Source organism: Paraburkholderia hospita, from assembly GCF_002902965.1.
Classification (GTDB): domain Bacteria; phylum Pseudomonadota; class Gammaproteobacteria; order Burkholderiales; family Burkholderiaceae; genus Paraburkholderia; species Paraburkholderia hospita.
In genome coordinates this window covers 662,473-677,502 of record NZ_CP026105.1, presented here as the reverse complement: position 1 = coordinate 677,502, position 15,030 = coordinate 662,473, and the positions used below count along the sequence as shown (strand labels likewise).

Sequence of the window (15,030 nt, the reverse complement as noted above, 5' to 3'; positions counted from 1 at the left end):
AATTGCAAGGCACGTTCTCCACAAAGTTATCCACAGGCTATGGATAAAGCATCGCTAGTGCGAGACCCGCATCTGGTGGCCTTTCCGACTTGCAGCTAACGCCGCCCGCGCGCTAGAGTGCCGGGTTCTGGCGGAATCTGTCGGACGCGAACGAGCGCGCTTGCGCGAATGGGCGCGAAGGGTTTTCGCCGCCCCTAACCGTCCTGTTGTCCTGTTGTCCTGTTGCTGTTCCGTCGTTGTCCGCGTTTCGTGGTTCTCGTGGTTCCCTTGGTCTTTCAACCGTCGGTGCAACCGACTGCCCGGAGATGCCTGCTGATGCTCGCCCTGTCCGTCCTGACTGACGCGCCGCGCAAGCCGGCCGCCTGCCGATGAGCGAACTCGCTTCCCGCCTCGAAGCGCGCATCGCGCGCGAGTGGCAGCAGCGCGGCCCGCTCGCGTGGGCGATGACGCCGCTCGCCTGCGTGTTCGGCGCGGTCGCGCTCGCGCGCCGCGCGGCGTTCAGGCTCGGGTGGCTGAAGTCGGTGCGCGTTCGCGTGCCCGTCGTGGTGGTCGGCAACGTGACGGTGGGTGGCACGGGCAAGACGCCGACGGTAATCGCGCTCGTGCAGGCGCTGCGCAGCGCGGGCTTCACGCCGGGCGTCGTGTCGCGCGGCTACGGCGTGAAGATCACGCTACCGACGCTCGTCACGCCGACTTCGAAGGCGTCACAAGCGGGCGACGAGCCGCTCCTGATCGCGCGCCGCACGGGTGCGCCCGTGTTCGTCTGCCCGGATCGCGTCGCCGCCGCCGAGGCGCTGTGCAAGGCGCACCGAAATGTCGACGTGATCGTCAGCGACGACGGCTTGCAGCACTACCGGCTGGAGCGCGACGCGGAGATCGTCGTGTTCGATCACCGGCTGGGCGGCAATGGCTTCCTGCTGCCCGCCGGCCCGTTGCGCGAGCCGCTGTCGCGCGAGCGCGACGCGACGCTGATCAACAATCCGTACGACCGCGCGCTGCCGCCCTGGCCGAACACGTTCTCGCTGGAACTCGCGCCCGGCGACGCATGGCATCTCGACAATCCGCGCCTGCGCCGCCCGCTTGCGCAGTTCGCCGGCGAGCGGGTGCTCGCGGCGGCGGGCATCGGCGCGCCCGAGCGTTTCTTCGCGACGCTGCGCGCAGCGGGCCTCTCGCCGCAGACGCGCGCACTACCCGATCATTACGCCTTCAGCACGAATCCGTTCGCCGACACGGACGCCGACGCGATCCTGATCACTGAAAAGGATGCGGTAAAATTGGGGTCCTGGCATGATGCGCGGCTCTGGGTCGTCCCCGTCGAAGCCACGCTCGATCATCGCCTCATTGCACTCGTTGTGGAGAAAGTCCGTGGACGCTCGCCTGCTTGAAATTCTCGTTTGCCCGATCTGCAAGGGCCCGCTCAGCTACGACCGCGCCGCGCAGGAGCTGATCTGCAACGCAGACAAGCTCGCCTATCCGATCCGCGACGGCATTCCCGTGATGCTCGTCGACGAAGCGCGGCAAACGGTCGAAGGCACGCCCGTCGATCTCAACCCCGGCTCCGTCGCCTGAGCGCCGCTGCGCGTGACGCGGTGCATCGAACCACTCGTTGCACGCCGCCACTGAACACCCACACCGCGCCGCCGATCAGGCGGCGCGTCTTTCTCGGCCCGCACAAGGCCTGATGTGACGCTTCCGATGAACGACACCCTGCACACTCCGCCCTTCATCGCCGTCGTTCCGGCGCGCCTCGCCTCGACCCGCCTGCCGAACAAGCCGCTGGCCGATATCGGCGGCAAGCCGATGGTCGTGCGCGTCGCGGAACGCGCGCTCGAGTCGGGCGCGCAGCAGGTGCTGGTCGCGACCGACGCGCAGTCCGTCTTCGACGTCGCGCGCGCGCATGGTATCGACGCGATGATGACGCGCGCCGATCATCCGTCGGGCACGGACCGTCTCGCGGAAGTGGCCTCGCACTACGGCTGGAGCGACGACACGATCGTCGTCAACGTGCAGGGCGACGAGCCGCTGATCGATCCGGCACTGGTGCGCGGCGTAGCGTCGCACCTCGCATCGACGGATGGCTGCGCGATCGCGACGGCCGCGCATCCGATCCACGAGCCCGCGGAGATATTCAATCCGAACGTCGTCAAGGTCGTGCTCGATGCGCGCGGCGTCGCGCTGTACTTCTCGCGCGCACCGATTCCATGGGCTCGCGACGCCTACCAGCCGCACTGGCCGAATGTCGCGCAGATGCCCGCTCCGCCTGCACCCGCTGCCGTGTATCGGCACATCGGGCTGTATGCGTATCGCGCGAAGTTCCTCCGTACTTACCCGAACCTGTCTATCTCTCCGATCGAGCAGGCCGAAGCACTCGAACAGCTGCGTGCGATGTGGCACGGCGAGCGCATCGCGGTACTCGTCACGCATGACGCGCCGCTGCCGGGCGTCGACACGCCTGATGATCTGGCCCGTGTACAGGCGTTTTTCGGGTCGTCGGCGTAAAAAGCCATGGCATAATCGATCGTTCGCGCGATTCACCCGATGTCGATGCGCGTTGATCGATATCACCATTCGCCCGTTTTTTTATCCGCCTGTTTTGCCGTTTGCTTCGCAGCGCCGTGCATTGCGTGCAGCGCGAAGTCGGCAGCGAAAAGCTGCCCGGTCATCACAGCGGCAACAAAGAATCAAGAGCGTCGACCGCAGCATGCATGCAATGACTTGCGGCGCGCCACACAGAATTGACATAGATCTGGAGATATCACATGCGTTTGATCCTGTTGGGCGCACCTGGCGCGGGCAAGGGCACCCAGGCGAACTTCATCAAGGAAAAGTTCGGCATTCCGCAAATCTCGACGGGCGATATGCTGCGCGCCGCCGTCAAGGCAGGCACACCGCTCGGCATCGAAGCGAAGCGCTACATGGATGCGGGCGAACTCGTCACGGATGAACTCATCATCAATCTCGTGAAGGAACGTCTGCAAGACTGCGACTGCGAAAACGGTTACCTGTTCGACGGCTTCCCGCGCACCATTCCGCAAGCGGAAGCGATGAAGAACGCGGGCGTGGCCATCGACTACGTGCTGGAGATCGACGTGCCGTTCGACGAGATCATCACGCGTATGAGCGGCCGCCGCATGCACCCCGCGTCGGGCCGTACGTATCACGTGAAGTTCAATCCGCCGAAGGTCGAAGGCGTCGACGACGTGACGGGCGAGCCGCTGATCCAGCGCGACGACGACAAGGAAGAGACGGTGAAGAAGCGCCTCGACGTGTACGTCGCGCAGACCAAGCCGCTGATCGAGTACTACAACAGCTGGGCGCAGAAAGGCGATCCGTCGACACCGCTGACAGCGCCGCAATATCGCCGTATCTCGGGGCTTGGCAGCGTCGACGAAATCCGTGCTCGCGTGTTCGAAGCGCTGAAGTAAGCAGCGCGTATTTTTTGCGCTGGCATCCGCGGTTTGTCTCTGGTTTGCTAGCGTTGCCCCTGTGCGGGGCGGCACCTACTTTTCTTTGCCGCGGCGTAACTATTCAGCGCTTGTAAACTGCTACCAGGCTATGCATAGTGAGGGACATGACGAAGATGCCCGACATCAAGGACCTGACACCGGAGCAGAAGGACGCACTCATCGTTGATCTGGTGAGGCGTCTGAACGAGCTTGAGGCAAAGCTTGAGAAGGACAGTCATAACTCCAGCAAGCCGCCGTCAAGCGATGGTCCAAGACGCAAGCCGAAGTCATTGCGCGGCACGAGCGGCGCCAGGCCTGGCGCGCAACCGGGGCACAAGGGCAAGACGCTCAAACGCGTCGCGCAACCCGATCACATCGAGATTCACCCGGTGACGCGGGTGTGCGATGCATGTAGGAGGCGGATCGCGGCAGCCAGCGTCACCGTGTTGCCCGAAGGCCGTCAGGTGATCGATCTGCCGCCCACGCGCTTTGAGGTGACCGAGCATCGCGTGCAGATCGCGCAGTGCCGCTGCGGCAAACATCACTCGGGCGCATTTCCCAAGGGCGTGAGCCAGGCGGTTCAGTACGGCCCCCAGATTCGCGCCGCGGCCGTCTATCTGACGCAATACCAGCAGTTGCCGGTTGCGCGTACCGCCCAGGCGTTAAAAGACCTGTTTGGTCTGCATGTGGGTACGGGAACCGTCCAGCACAGCATTGATCAGGCCGCGCAGATACTGGCGCCGGCGGTCGAACAGATCGAGCAGGCGCTACGCGGGCAACCCGTAGTGCATTTCGATGAGAGCTGTATGCGCGTGGGGCGCGAGTCCCACTGGCTGCATGTCGCCTCGACGCACGCGTTGAGCTGGTATGGCGCGCACCGCAAGCGCGGCAGCGAGGCGCTGGACAGCTTCGGCATTCTTCCCGGCTTTACGGGAATCGCGGTCCATGACGGCTGGCGGCCATATGCCGGCTATGAGTGTGAGCACGCGCTGTGCAATGCTCATCATCTGCGCGAACTGGTGTTCGTCCAGGAGTCCACGCAGCAACCTTGGGCCCAGCAGATGATTGATCTGCTTTGCCAGGCAAAGCGCGAGGTCGACCTCAGTCGGGCGTCAGGAAACACCGCGCTGAGCCAGGCGCGCCAACGCTATTACGCACGGCGCAGCCGCGTCCTGATCGCACAGGCGCGCAAGCTCAATCCGCAGCAGGCACGTGAGCCCGGGCGCCAGGAACGCCGCGGCAGGATCAGGCAAAGCTTTACCTGCAACCTGCTCACACGGCTTCACAAATATGCCGATGAGGTGTGGCGTTTCATTACCGATCACCGCGTACCGTTCGACAACAACCAGGCCGAACGCGATATCCGCATGCCCAAACTCAAACAGAAGATCTCCGGGTGCTTCCGCTCGGAATCGGGCATGGAGGCGTTCTGCACAATCCGCTCCTACCTTGCCACCTTACGCAAGCAGAACCGTTCGCTGATCGATGCGCTGGCATTGGGCTTTGCCGGATTCGTCGTTTCGCCTCTGGTTACCGCTGAATAGTTACGCCGCGGCAAAGAAAAGTAGGCAAAAGAAAGCCGCTCACACCGCCAACCCTTCTCCCTGCCCACGGGCCCCCTACGGCCCCGTCCTGTTCGCGACAGCATTCTTCTCGATGCCCGCTGCCAACGCTTCGAATTAACGCATCACCCGCTTCACGCTCCCGCGTCGCTGCATGCGCGATCAATTTGCACGCGTTCTATATCGGCAAACTTTGTGTAGGCTTTCGCGGCACACACGCATCGCTCCGGACTGAAAAGCACGATCGGTGTCGTAGGAGCGCCAACGCGTGAAGTGCCACGACCTACACACAGTTTGCCACCTGGGCGGCACAAACCATTCGCTGCCGCTGTTTGCTCTACGGGTGATTGAAGCGGGTGAGGCGTTGATTCGCGGCGTTGGCAACGAGCGGGAACTGAGAAGTCGCCGTGTGAAGGATAGGAACCGTTGGGGGCCCTCAGGCATTAACTAGCACTGGCGGTGTTAGCCCGCTTTCTTTGCTTACTTTCTTTGCGGCGGCAAAGAAAGTAAGTGCCGCCCCGCACAGGGGCAACGCCTGAAGCACGAAGGCATATCGCGGATGCCAGCGAAAAACGACCTGTGCCGCGTAGGCGCCACGCGGATGCCAGCACAAGAAAAAGCCAATACACCAACCGCTTGCGCGGTTTGACGCGCGAGAGCGAGCCGTTAAAATCGTTGAGCGACAACTATTCCAATCACGCGATCAACGCATCCATCAAGGAGAAGACATGGACATCAAGGACAACGTGTTTCTGGTCACGGGCGGCGCGTCCGGTCTGGGCGCCGCGACGGCGCGTCTGTTCGCGCAGAACGGCGGCAAGGTCGTGCTCGCGGATCTGAACCATGAAACGGGCACGGCGCTCGCGCAGGAACTGGGCGGCGTGTTCGTCAAGTGCGACGTGAGCCGCGAAGACGATGCCGTGCTCGCCGTCGAAGCCGCGACAAAGCTCGGCGCGCTGCGTGGGCTCGTCAATTGCGCGGGTGTCGCGCCGGCGATGAAGACGGTCGGCAAGGACGGCCCGCATCCGCTGCACTCGTTCGCGCGCACGGTGTCGATCAACCTCGTCGGCACATTCAACATGATTCGCCTCGCGGCCGCGGAGATGGCGAAGCTCGAACCGAATGCGCTCGGCGAGCGCGGCGTGATCGTCAATACGGCGTCCGTCGCGGCATTCGACGGACAGATCGGCCAGGCCGCGTATGCGGCGTCGAAGGCGGGCGTCGCGGGCATGACGCTGCCGATCGCGCGCGACCTGTCGCGCAGCGCGATCCGCGTGATGACGATTGCGCCGGGCATCTTCGAAACGCCGATGCTGCTCGGCATGCCGCAGGAAGTGCAGGACGCGCTCGGCGCGATGGTGCCGTTCCCGCCGCGCCTCGGCAAACCGAACGAGTACGCGATGCTCGTCAAGCAGATCTTCGATAACCCGATGCTCAACGGCGAAGTGATCCGTCTGGACGGCGCGATCCGCATGCAGCCGAAGTAAGCGCCGAAGTGAACGCGTCTGCCGCGCGTTACGTCGCGTCGCGCGAAGGCATGCCGCTGAAATGAAAAACGCCTGCGTATTCAAACTACGCAGGCGTTTTTGTCTGAAGCAGCGACTCGAACGCGCGTCAGTCGTGATCGTCATGTTGCGTGCGCTGCCGCAACTCGTGCAATTGCGATTCGACGACGATCGCGTCGTCCGCATCCGGGCGGTCGCCGAGATAGCGTTCGAGATCTTCGAGCGCAGGCCGCAGGTAATCGAGCCGCGCATACGCGAAGCCGCGATCGCGCACTTCCTCGATGCTCTCCGGCAGCAGGATCACGAGACGCTGCTGCACGGCAAGCAGCCGCTGCCAGCGCTCGGTTTGCAGATACGTCGCCTTCAGGTTGCGCAGCATGCGCGCGATGATCTCGCGGCGCGTCGCCGGTTGCAGCAGCATGCGCAGAGCGCGGCTCACCGATTCCCCCGCCTTCGCCACATAAGGCTCGAGCATCTCGACCATCTCCGCTTCCGACAGCGGATGACCCGTGGTCGGATCGATCATCGCGTCGCCTTCGGGCAGCGTGATGCGCAGCAGGAAGTGCCCCGGGAACGATACGCCGCGCACGGGAATATCCACCTGCGACGCCATCTCCAGATACAGCACCGCCAGCGAGATCGGAATGCCGCGCCGGCGCTTGAGCACCATGTTCAGATGGCTGTTGTCCGGGTCGTAGTAGTCGTTGACGTTCGCTGCGAAACCCAGCTCGCGGAAGAAGTAGCGGTTCAGAATGCCGACGCGTTGCTGGATGTCGGCGTCGTCGGGAATGCGGCGTTTGACGCGCAATGTGAGCTCGTCGATCTCCGCGAGCACCGCTTGCAGATCGAGGTCGGGATAGGCGTCTTGCGCGAGCGAGAGCGCCGCTTCCGTCAGTGGAAGGCCATCGTCCTCGGCAACAAGCGCGCTGAAATAGTCGAGAACCCGGGTCATCGTGATCACTTCGCTCGCCTTCTGAAATACGCGTATTTGAAGCCCATCGCCCAAAGCATACCGAAATATAACGCCGCGAACAGCACGAGGCACGCTGCAAGCAACACCATGCGCCGCAACGGCTCGGCGTGCATGCCGATCCAGTCGAAGCTGATGGCGAACCAGTGCATCACGCCCGCGAGCACGAGGCACGCGCCGACCAGTTGCACGAAAAACACCGACCAGCCCCGTGACGGCATATAGATGCCGCGCCGCCGCAAACCGATGAACAGACACAGCGCGTTGACACAGGCGCCAAGCCCGATCGACAGCGTCAGCCCTGCGTGCGAGAAGATCGGCACGAACACGTAGTTGCTCAACTGCGTGACGATCAGCACGCCGACGCCGATTTTCACGGGCGTCTTGATGTCCTGCTTCGCGTAGAAGCCAGGCGCGAGAATCTTGATCAGGATGATGCCGATCAGCCCGATGCCGTACGCGGCCAGCGCGCGCCCCACCATCACGACGGCATTACCGTCGAACTTGCCGTAGTGGAACAGCGTCGCCGTGAGCGGCTCGGCGAAGAAGAACAGCGCGACGGCGCTCGGCGCGGCGAGCAGGAACGTCACGCGCAAGCCCCAGTCGAGCAGCGACGAGTATTCGTGCGCGTCGGCGTCGACGTGCGCTTTCGACAGGCTCGGCAGCAGGATCGTGCCGAGCGCGACGCCGAGTAGCGCCGTCGGGAATTCCATCAGACGGTCGGCGTAGTTGATCCACGACACGGCGCCCGGCCCGATGTGCGACGCGATGTTCGTGTTGATGATCAAGCTGATCTGCGCGACGGAGACTGCGAACATCGCCGGCAGCATTTTCGCGAGCACGCGTTTGACGCCGCGATGCGCAAGCGCCTTGAGCGGATTGAGCCCGATGCGCGGGATCATGTCGATCTTCTTGAGCCCCGGCAACTGCACGATGAACTGCGCGATGCCGCCCGCGATCACCGCCCACGCGAGCGCGTACACAGGCACTTTCATTAGCGGCGCGACGAACACGGCCGCGATGATGAACGCGACGTTCAGCAGCACGGGCGCGAACGCGGGCAAAGAAAAGTTCTTGTATGTATTCAGCACGCCCGACGCCAGCGACGTCAGCGAGATGAACACGATGTAAGGGAACATGATCCGTGTCATCGACACGGCGAGCGTGAAGGCCTGGCCGTCGCTGCGCAGGCCGGATGCGACCACCAGCACGACCCAGGTCGCGCCTGCCACGCCGAGCAGCGACAGCACGGCGAGCGCCCAGGCGAGCACGGTCGAGGTCGCGTCGACCAGCGCCTTCGTCGCGTCGTGGCCTTGCTGGTTCTTGAACTCGGCGAGGATCGGCACGAAGGCCTGCGAAAACGCGCCCTCCGCGGAAATGCGGCGCAGCAGGTTCGGAATGCGGAACGCGACGTAGAACGCGTCGGTGTATTGGCTCGCCCCGAATGCGCGGGCGATCAGGGTCTCGCGGGCCAGTCCGGTCACGCGCGAAAGCAACGTGAAACCGCTGACCGTCAGCAGGGCACGGAATAGATTCATGGGGCGCTTATTATACGGGTGCGTCCAGGGCGGTCAGCATGTCAGGGGCATGATTCGTGGCAATTCGAAGCGTTTGGGACCGATTTGCAGCAGAGACGTTCGATTTGACGACGAATTTGTGGGGAAATGTCTCGCCCGACGGGTCCCACGTGTACGCAATGCCTTGCCTTCGCACCGCTGCGCCAACGCAAATGCGCGCCCGCCGCGCCGCCTCGCGCGGACTCGCCTGGAAGGCCGGCACGCCGCGCGGTTGCCACGTGCCTGATTTTGTTGCTATAATCACCGGTTTCGAAGCTCGCTCAGCCTTTTGCCTCGCCTGCCTTGTTCAAATTCAGGGCAATCCGAGCCGGAACGAGCGGGATTTCAAGTAGTTCTCAGTCGTTTGTCTATTTTTTGCGCCCTTGAGCAATCGCTCTCAGGGGTTCGATAAAAGCAGCGCCTGCCTTCGTATGAAAGCGGGCACTGGAAACAGGAACAGGATAAGGAACCGTCATGGCTAACACCGCACAAGCACGCAAGCGCGCCCGACAAGCCGCCAAGGCAAACTCGCACAACTCGGCGCTGCGCTCGAAGTACCGCACGGCTGTCAAGGCTGTCCGCAAGGCAATCGAAGCCGGCGACGCAGCGCAAGCCGCTGAAATCTTCAAGGCATCGGCAAAGACGCTGGACATCATTGCCGACAAGAAAATTGTTCACAAGAACAAGGCAGCTCGCCATAAGAGCCGCCTCGCTGCAGCCGTCAAGGGTCTGCAAGCGCCCGCAGCGCAGTAAATTTACGAATCCGGTGGCTCGCTCACGCGAGCCGCTTCCTGTTTCCGCTGCGTCATGAAAGCCCGCTTTTGCGGGCTTTTTTGTTTTCTGCGCGCAATCGCCGACGCGCCCGAACACAAACGCGGACACAAAAAAACCCGCCGATGCGGGTTCCATTGCGTTCACCTCCCTGCCGATGCCGCGAAACGCGGCGCCCAGCGCTACGAAGATTTGCGCGCTTCATGCTCCGGCGGAAGCTCGCAAGCCTCGGTCACGAGCAGATCGTTGTCTTTCGCGAAGTTCATCACGAAGTCGAACGCCATCGGCTCGATGTCCCGCAACCGCGAATCCACAATCACGACCTTCACGTCGCCGATCAGCGTAGGGCGAACGTAATGAGAATACTGAAGGCGGGCATTCGGCCCTCTCGCGCCCGGACCGTAACACGACATCACGCCTGCCAGCCGCTCCGACCAGTCGCTTGGACGAAACTTTCGCCCATTCGACGTGATGCCTTGAATGAAATATTCGGTTGGGGGTGTGTCGGCCATGTACGAAACCCTGAGTGACTGCCCAGCGATCTGCCGGTAAAGAGCCCGCGAAGGATGTTGCCAGAAAACGCTGTCGAAATACGTTTCGCGATCACGCGAACTAGCAGTAAGCCTGATGTTCGTTCGTCGCGGAAAGCCAGCGAGGGCACCTTGGGCAGCAGCCATGAAAGCACACTGCGCGACGCATACCAGGTACGCCAGCGAGTGCGCGAAAGCCGTGTCCTGCAAGCGTGGAGCCTGCCCGCGGGGCTTTGAGAAAACTCCGAGATTATAGCGCAGCGAGGGTTTTTCCGCACCGCACCCAAGCGCCCTGGAACAGTCCTTTGCAGCTTCCGATAACTGGGACACGCCGTCTGGCTGACTCGTCAAAACATTCAAAATCCTTTATGCTGGACTGAGTTACCACAAACAACGGCGGCCCAGTCCGGCAATTTCGCCCGGCTGAATCCGCCGTATTTGTTTCATGACCGCCAAGAAAATCCGCCACTATCTGCAGTTCAACGATTTCTCGCTGGATGACTACGAGTACGTGCTCGAACGCGCGCGCATCCTGAAGCGCAAGTTCAAGAACTACGAGACGTATCATCCGCTGCACGACCGCACGCTCGCGATGATCTTCGAGAAGAACTCGACGCGCACGCGCCTGTCGTTCGAAGCGGGCATCTTCCAGCTGGGCGGTCACGCCGTCTTCATGAGCACGCGCGACACGCAGCTCGGCCGCGGCGAGCCGATCGAAGACGCAGCGCAGGTCATCTCGCGGATGGTCGACATCATCATGATCCGCACGTTCGGCCAGGACATCATTCAGCGCTTTGCGGAAAATTCGCGCGTGCCCGTCATCAACGGTCTGACGAACGAATTTCATCCGTGCCAGGTGCTGGCCGACATCTTCACGTTCTACGAACATCGCGGGCCGATTCGCGACAAGACGGTCGCGTGGGTCGGCGACGCGAACAACATGCTGTACACATGGATCGAAGCCGCGCAGATTCTCGGCTTCAAGCTGCGCCTCTCCACGCCGCCGGGCTACAAGCTCGACCGCGCACTGGTCGCGGCCGAAAGCGCGCCGTTCTACGAAGAATTCGACGATCCGAACGAAGCCTGCAAGGGCGCCGACCTCGTCACCACCGACGTCTGGACCAGCATGGGCTTCGAAGCGGAAAACGAGGCACGCAAGAAGGCGTTCGCGGACTGGTGCGTCGATGCCGACATGATGTCGCGCGCGAACAAGGACGCCCTCTTCATGCACTGTTTGCCCGCGCATCGCGGCGAAGAAGTGAGCGCGGAGGTGATCGACGGGCCGCAGAGCGTCGTGTGGGACGAAGCGGAAAACCGTCTGCACGTGCAAAAGGCGCTGATGGAATTCCTGCTGCTCGGCAAGCTGAATCACTAAGCTTTCCGACAAGCAGATCAAACGAAAATCGCCGGCTCGAAGCCGGCGATTTTCGTTTCAGGCGCGGCGCAGACCGCTCACAGACAAACCGGCTCCGCCTCCAGCTCGACGCCGAACCGCTGCGCGACATCCTGCTGAATGGCCTTCGCGAGCGCCAGCACCTCTGCCCCGCTCGCGCCGCCGTGATTCACGAGCACGAGCGCCTGCCGCTCATGCACGCCCGCCGCGCCCATCGAGCGGCCTTTCCAGCCGCACCGGTCGATCAGCCAGCCAGCCGCGAGCTTCACGCGCCCATCCGCCTGACGATACGAAACGACCTCCGGCTCTTTCGCGCGCAACGCGTCGAACTGCGCCGCCTCGACGACGGGGTTCTTGAAGAAGCTCCCCGCGTTGCCGAGCGCGAGCGGATCGGGCAGCTTCACGCGCCGCACCGCGACGACGGCATCGAAGATCGCCTGAGGCGACGGCGTCGAATCGCCGAGGCCGACGGCGGCAAGTTCACGCGCGATGTCCGCGTAACCCGCGCGCGGTACCCACGCCTTCGGCAGCCTGAACGTCACCGACACGATCACGAAGCGTTCGCGCCCTTCCTGCTTGAAGAAGCTGTCGCGATAGCCGAAGCGGCAAGCGCCCGCGTCGAGTTCGATGGTTTCGCCCGTCGCCAGCTCGATTGCGCGCAGCGACACGAAGCGCTCGCACATCTCCAGCCCGTACGCGCCGATGTTCTGGATCGGCGCAGCGCCTACCGTGCCCGGGATCAGCGCGAGATTTTCGAGGCCGGGCATGCCCTCTGCGAGAGTCCACGACACGAACTCGTGCCAGTTCTCGCCCGCGGCCGCTTCCACGTACCATGCGTCGTCGTCTTCGCGGATCACCTTGCGGCCGCGCAGGCCGATCAGAAGCACGAGTCCGTCGAAATCGCCCGTCAACACGACGTTGCTGCCGCCGCCCAGCACGAGCCGCCGCAAGCCCGCAGCGCGCGGATCGCGCACGGCGGCAAGCAGTTGCGCCTCGCTTTCGATATGGCATGCAAGCCGCGCGCGCACGTCGAAACCGAACGTGTTGTGCGGCTTCAGCGGGAAGTCGGCGATGAACGAAAGGGGTTCGGACTGGGACATCAGGCGTTCTGGCAAGCGCTCATGAAACCCGCGCGGCATGAACACGACCCGCGCGAGCCTTGGGCAAATAGGGAAGGCGTCGGTAAAATGACACCGGTCCGTGATTATAGCGAGTGCATCGCGCGCAGCCTTGCGCGCCGCGCGCTTTGAAACAAATGGGAGAAAGCAATGCCATCGTTTGACGTCGTCAGCGAAGCCAACATGATCGAGGTGAAGAACGCCATCGAGCAATCCAACAAGGAAATCTCGACGCGCTTCGACTTCAAGGGCTCGGACGCCCGCGTCGAGCAGAAAGAACGCGAACTGACCGCGTTCGCCGACGATGAATTCAAGCTCGGCCAGGTGAAGGACGTGCTGGTGTCGAAAATGGCCAAGCGCAACGTGGACGTGCGCTTCCTCGACTACGGCAAGATCGAGAAGATCGGCGGCGACAAGGTCAAGCAGGTCGTCACCGTGAAGAAGGGCGTGTCCGGCGATCTGGCCAAGAAGATCGTCAGGCTCGTGAAGGACAGCAAGATAAAGGTTCAGGCGAGCATTCAGGGCGACGCAGTGCGCGTGACGGGCACCAAGCGCGACGATCTGCAAAGCGTGATCGCGATGCTGCGCAAGGACGTGACCGACACGCCGCTCGACTTCAACAACTTCCGCGACTGATTCTCGCGCTCAGGTGCTGCCCGTCGTGCAGCGCTAGGGCTGACGGGCGGCAAAGCGGCCTCGCCGCCCCGCCCGCTGCGGGCTCAGTGCTTGTTCGAAGCTGCCCGCGCCGCCGCTTCCGCTTTCTTCTTGTCGCCGATGCGGCTCTCCTGCCCAGCGACCAGCTTCGCGATATTCGCGCGGTGACGCCAGATCAGCAGCGCGCTCATCGCGACGATCGCCACCGCGATCACGTTCGCGCCGAACAGGAAGCCGTCGAACAGCGGCGCGAAGATCGCCGCACACAGCGCGGCCAGCGACGAATAGCGCGTAAAGAACGCGACGATCACCCAGGTCGCCAGAGTCGCGATGCCGAGGATGGGATTGATCGCGAGCAACACGCCAGCTGCCGTCGCGACGCCCTTGCCGCCCTTGAAGCGGAAGAAGACGGGATACAGGTGACCGACGAACACGGCGATCGCGGCAATCGCGACGGAGGTGTCGTCGAGTCCGAAGTGCGCCGAGAAATGCCCAGTAAGCCAGACGGCGAGCCACCCTTTGAACGCGTCGCCGAGCAGCGTGAGAATCGCGGCCTTCTTGTTGCCGCTGCGCAGCACGTTGGTCGCGCCGGGGTTCTTCGAGCCGTACGAGCGCGGATCGGCGAGTCCCATCGCGGCGCTGACGACCACGGCAAACGACACCGAGCCGATCAGGTAGGCCACGACGGCGACAATCAGGTTTTCCATGTTCAAACTCTTATCAGTGTCGGAAAGCGTACCAGGCGACGCTGGTCTCCATGCGCCGCATGCGCAAGACGCGCCGGCGCAACGGCGCACATTCTACCGAACCCTTCAGTTGCTACCACAAGCCAGTACAACGACAGCGCGCGTCATTCGACGATCGCGCATTGCACCGGCTTCGCGTGCAGCAGCGACGTCACCACGGCGGGCTCGATGCTGACCAGAAAACCGCGCCGCCCGCCGTTGATGAAAATCCGGTCGAGTTCGAGTATGGTCGATTCGACGTACACGGGCATCGCCTTCTTCGTGCCGAACGGCGACGTGCCGCCGATCATGTACCCCGAATGACGGCTCGCCACTTCCGGCTTGCACGGCTCGACACGCTTCGCGCCGATCTGCCGCGCCAGGTTCTTGGTCGACACGGTGCGGTCGCCGTGCATCAGCACGATCAGCGGCTTCGCGCTTTCGTCTTCCATCACCAGCGTCTTGACGACCTGATGCTCGTCGACACCCAACTGCCGCGCCGATTCGCCCGTGCCGCCGTGGTCGACGTAGTCGTACGGATGCTCGCCGAACTCGACCTTATGGCGACGCAGGAACTGCGTGGCGGGGGTCTCGGAAACGTGTCTGGATTTGCTCATCGGCGCATTGTAATGGCCGCGCGACACGACGACCATTGGCCGAACGGCCAATTGTGCGTGCTCCGAGGCTATGGCACGATCGTTCGGAACTGTTCTGGCGCAATGGAATGCAACAGCCACTCGCGTCGAGATCGCGTGCTTTGCATGGGACGGGAGTAAGCGCTAAAGCGCTAACTCCCGTCG

General features: G+C 63.0%; 15 protein-coding genes. 9 read left to right on the top strand and 6 right to left on the bottom strand.

The genetic code is table 11. The features are described from left to right. Positions 1-368: 368 nt before the first annotated feature. The 6 genes from lpxK (at position 369) to C2L64_RS02945 (ending at position 6,495) form a co-directional block, all read left to right on the top strand. Entirely contained in the window at positions 369-1,385 is a 1,017-nt protein-coding gene (lpxK, locus tag C2L64_RS02975; protein ID WP_090836069.1) for a tetraacyldisaccharide 4'-kinase, read from the top strand. Then, positions 1,366-1,569: a Trm112 family protein gene (locus C2L64_RS02970; protein ID WP_007180583.1), complete on the top strand. Its 204-nt coding sequence runs from the start codon at positions 1,366-1,368 to the stop codon at positions 1,567-1,569. Before lpxK ends, C2L64_RS02970 begins: the two co-directional genes overlap by 20 nt. Positions 1,570-1,695: 126 nt before the next feature. Beyond that, positions 1,696-2,499, top strand: coding sequence for a 3-deoxy-manno-octulosonate cytidylyltransferase (gene kdsB, locus C2L64_RS02965; RefSeq protein WP_024162973.1), 804 nt, complete (start codon positions 1,696-1,698; stop codon positions 2,497-2,499). A 260-nt stretch (positions 2,500-2,759) separates the two neighbouring features. Next, positions 2,760-3,425, top strand: coding sequence for an adenylate kinase (gene adk / locus C2L64_RS02960; protein ID WP_007578844.1), 666 nt, complete (start codon positions 2,760-2,762; stop codon positions 3,423-3,425). Between the two features lie 146 nt (positions 3,426-3,571). Then, on the top strand, positions 3,572-4,990 hold the full coding sequence (gene tnpC / locus C2L64_RS02950; RefSeq protein WP_079483617.1) for an IS66 family transposase: 1,419 nt from the start codon (positions 3,572-3,574) through the stop codon (positions 4,988-4,990). Positions 4,991-5,736: 746 nt separating this feature from the next. Then, the gene (locus C2L64_RS02945; RefSeq protein ID WP_007578847.1) at positions 5,737-6,495 is read left to right on the top strand and encodes a 3-hydroxyacyl-CoA dehydrogenase; all 759 of its coding nucleotides are present in this window, start codon (positions 5,737-5,739) and stop codon (positions 6,493-6,495) included. A 127-nt stretch (positions 6,496-6,622) separates the two neighbouring features. Here C2L64_RS02945 and C2L64_RS02940 read toward each other — a convergent pair whose 3' ends face one another. Together C2L64_RS02940 and murJ are read right to left on the bottom strand one after the other, a co-directional pair. Continuing rightward, on the bottom strand, positions 6,623-7,465 hold the full coding sequence (locus tag C2L64_RS02940; RefSeq protein ID WP_090838721.1) for a SirB1 family protein: 843 nt from the start codon (positions 7,463-7,465) through the stop codon (positions 6,623-6,625). Positions 7,466-7,470: 5 nt separating this feature from the next. Continuing rightward, on the bottom strand, positions 7,471-9,021 hold the full coding sequence (gene murJ / locus C2L64_RS02935; protein WP_090838717.1) for a murein biosynthesis integral membrane protein MurJ: 1,551 nt from the start codon (positions 9,019-9,021) through the stop codon (positions 7,471-7,473). A 492-nt stretch (positions 9,022-9,513) separates the two neighbouring features. Here murJ and rpsT point away from each other — a divergent pair, with 492 nt between their 5' ends. Beyond that, entirely contained in the window at positions 9,514-9,792 is a 279-nt protein-coding gene (gene rpsT / locus C2L64_RS02930; protein ID WP_007578853.1) for a 30S ribosomal protein S20, read from the top strand. A gap of 200 nt (positions 9,793-9,992) precedes the next feature. On the opposite strand, the gene C2L64_RS02925 is transcribed toward rpsT, so the two are convergent. After that, positions 9,993-10,322, bottom strand: coding sequence for a DUF3579 domain-containing protein (locus tag C2L64_RS02925; RefSeq protein ID WP_007578855.1), 330 nt, complete (start codon positions 10,320-10,322; stop codon positions 9,993-9,995). A gap of 463 nt (positions 10,323-10,785) precedes the next feature. On the opposite strand from C2L64_RS02925, the gene argF reads away from it, so the two are divergent. Continuing rightward, on the top strand, positions 10,786-11,715 hold the full coding sequence (gene argF, locus C2L64_RS02920; protein ID WP_090838715.1) for an ornithine carbamoyltransferase: 930 nt from the start codon (positions 10,786-10,788) through the stop codon (positions 11,713-11,715). A gap of 77 nt (positions 11,716-11,792) precedes the next feature. Here argF and murB read toward each other — a convergent pair whose 3' ends face one another. Further along, a complete protein-coding gene (murB, locus tag C2L64_RS02915) occupies positions 11,793-12,833 on the bottom strand; it encodes a UDP-N-acetylmuramate dehydrogenase (RefSeq protein WP_090838719.1) in 1,041 nt (346 codons plus the stop codon). Between the two features lie 168 nt (positions 12,834-13,001). On the opposite strand from murB, the gene C2L64_RS02910 reads away from it, so the two are divergent. Then, positions 13,002-13,487, top strand: coding sequence for a YajQ family cyclic di-GMP-binding protein (locus tag C2L64_RS02910; protein ID WP_007578861.1), 486 nt, complete (start codon positions 13,002-13,004; stop codon positions 13,485-13,487). Positions 13,488-13,570: 83 nt separating this feature from the next. On the opposite strand, the gene plsY is transcribed toward C2L64_RS02910, so the two are convergent. Both plsY and ybaK read right to left on the bottom strand, forming a co-directional pair. Further along, a complete protein-coding gene (gene plsY, locus C2L64_RS02905) occupies positions 13,571-14,212 on the bottom strand; it encodes a glycerol-3-phosphate 1-O-acyltransferase PlsY (protein ID WP_007578862.1) in 642 nt (213 codons plus the stop codon). Positions 14,213-14,355: 143 nt separating this feature from the next. Next, positions 14,356-14,847: a Cys-tRNA(Pro) deacylase gene (gene ybaK, locus C2L64_RS02900; protein WP_007578864.1), complete on the bottom strand. Its 492-nt coding sequence runs from the start codon at positions 14,845-14,847 to the stop codon at positions 14,356-14,358. Positions 14,848-15,030 lie beyond the last annotated feature (183 nt).

Excerpts from the sequence above, each read along its gene's own strand:
- rpsT (WP_007578853.1), top strand. The coding sequence starts at position 9,514 with ATGGCTAACACCGCACAAGCACGCAAGCGCGCCCGACAAGCCGCCAAG.
- C2L64_RS02925 (WP_007578855.1), bottom strand. The coding sequence starts at position 10,322 with ATGGCCGACACACCCCCAACCGAATATTTCATTCAAGGCATCACGTCG.
- tnpC (WP_079483617.1), top strand. The coding sequence starts at position 3,572 with ATGACGAAGATGCCCGACATCAAGGACCTGACACCGGAGCAGAAGGAC.
- adk (WP_007578844.1), top strand. The coding sequence starts at position 2,760 with ATGCGTTTGATCCTGTTGGGCGCACCTGGCGCGGGCAAGGGCACCCAG.
- C2L64_RS02910 (WP_007578861.1), top strand. The coding sequence starts at position 13,002 with ATGCCATCGTTTGACGTCGTCAGCGAAGCCAACATGATCGAGGTGAAG.
- C2L64_RS02945 (WP_007578847.1), top strand. The coding sequence starts at position 5,737 with ATGGACATCAAGGACAACGTGTTTCTGGTCACGGGCGGCGCGTCCGGT.
- lpxK (WP_090836069.1), top strand. The coding sequence starts at position 369 with ATGAGCGAACTCGCTTCCCGCCTCGAAGCGCGCATCGCGCGCGAGTGG.
- murJ (WP_090838717.1), bottom strand. The coding sequence starts at position 9,021 with ATGAATCTATTCCGTGCCCTGCTGACGGTCAGCGGTTTCACGTTGCTT.
- ybaK (WP_007578864.1), bottom strand. The coding sequence starts at position 14,847 with ATGAGCAAATCCAGACACGTTTCCGAGACCCCCGCCACGCAGTTCCTG.
- C2L64_RS02940 (WP_090838721.1), bottom strand. The coding sequence starts at position 7,465 with ATGACCCGGGTTCTCGACTATTTCAGCGCGCTTGTTGCCGAGGACGAT.
- murB (WP_090838719.1), bottom strand. The coding sequence starts at position 12,833 with ATGTCCCAGTCCGAACCCCTTTCGTTCATCGCCGACTTCCCGCTGAAG.
- kdsB (WP_024162973.1), top strand. The coding sequence starts at position 1,696 with ATGAACGACACCCTGCACACTCCGCCCTTCATCGCCGTCGTTCCGGCG.
- argF (WP_090838715.1), top strand. The coding sequence starts at position 10,786 with ATGACCGCCAAGAAAATCCGCCACTATCTGCAGTTCAACGATTTCTCG.
- plsY (WP_007578862.1), bottom strand. The coding sequence starts at position 14,212 with ATGGAAAACCTGATTGTCGCCGTCGTGGCCTACCTGATCGGCTCGGTG.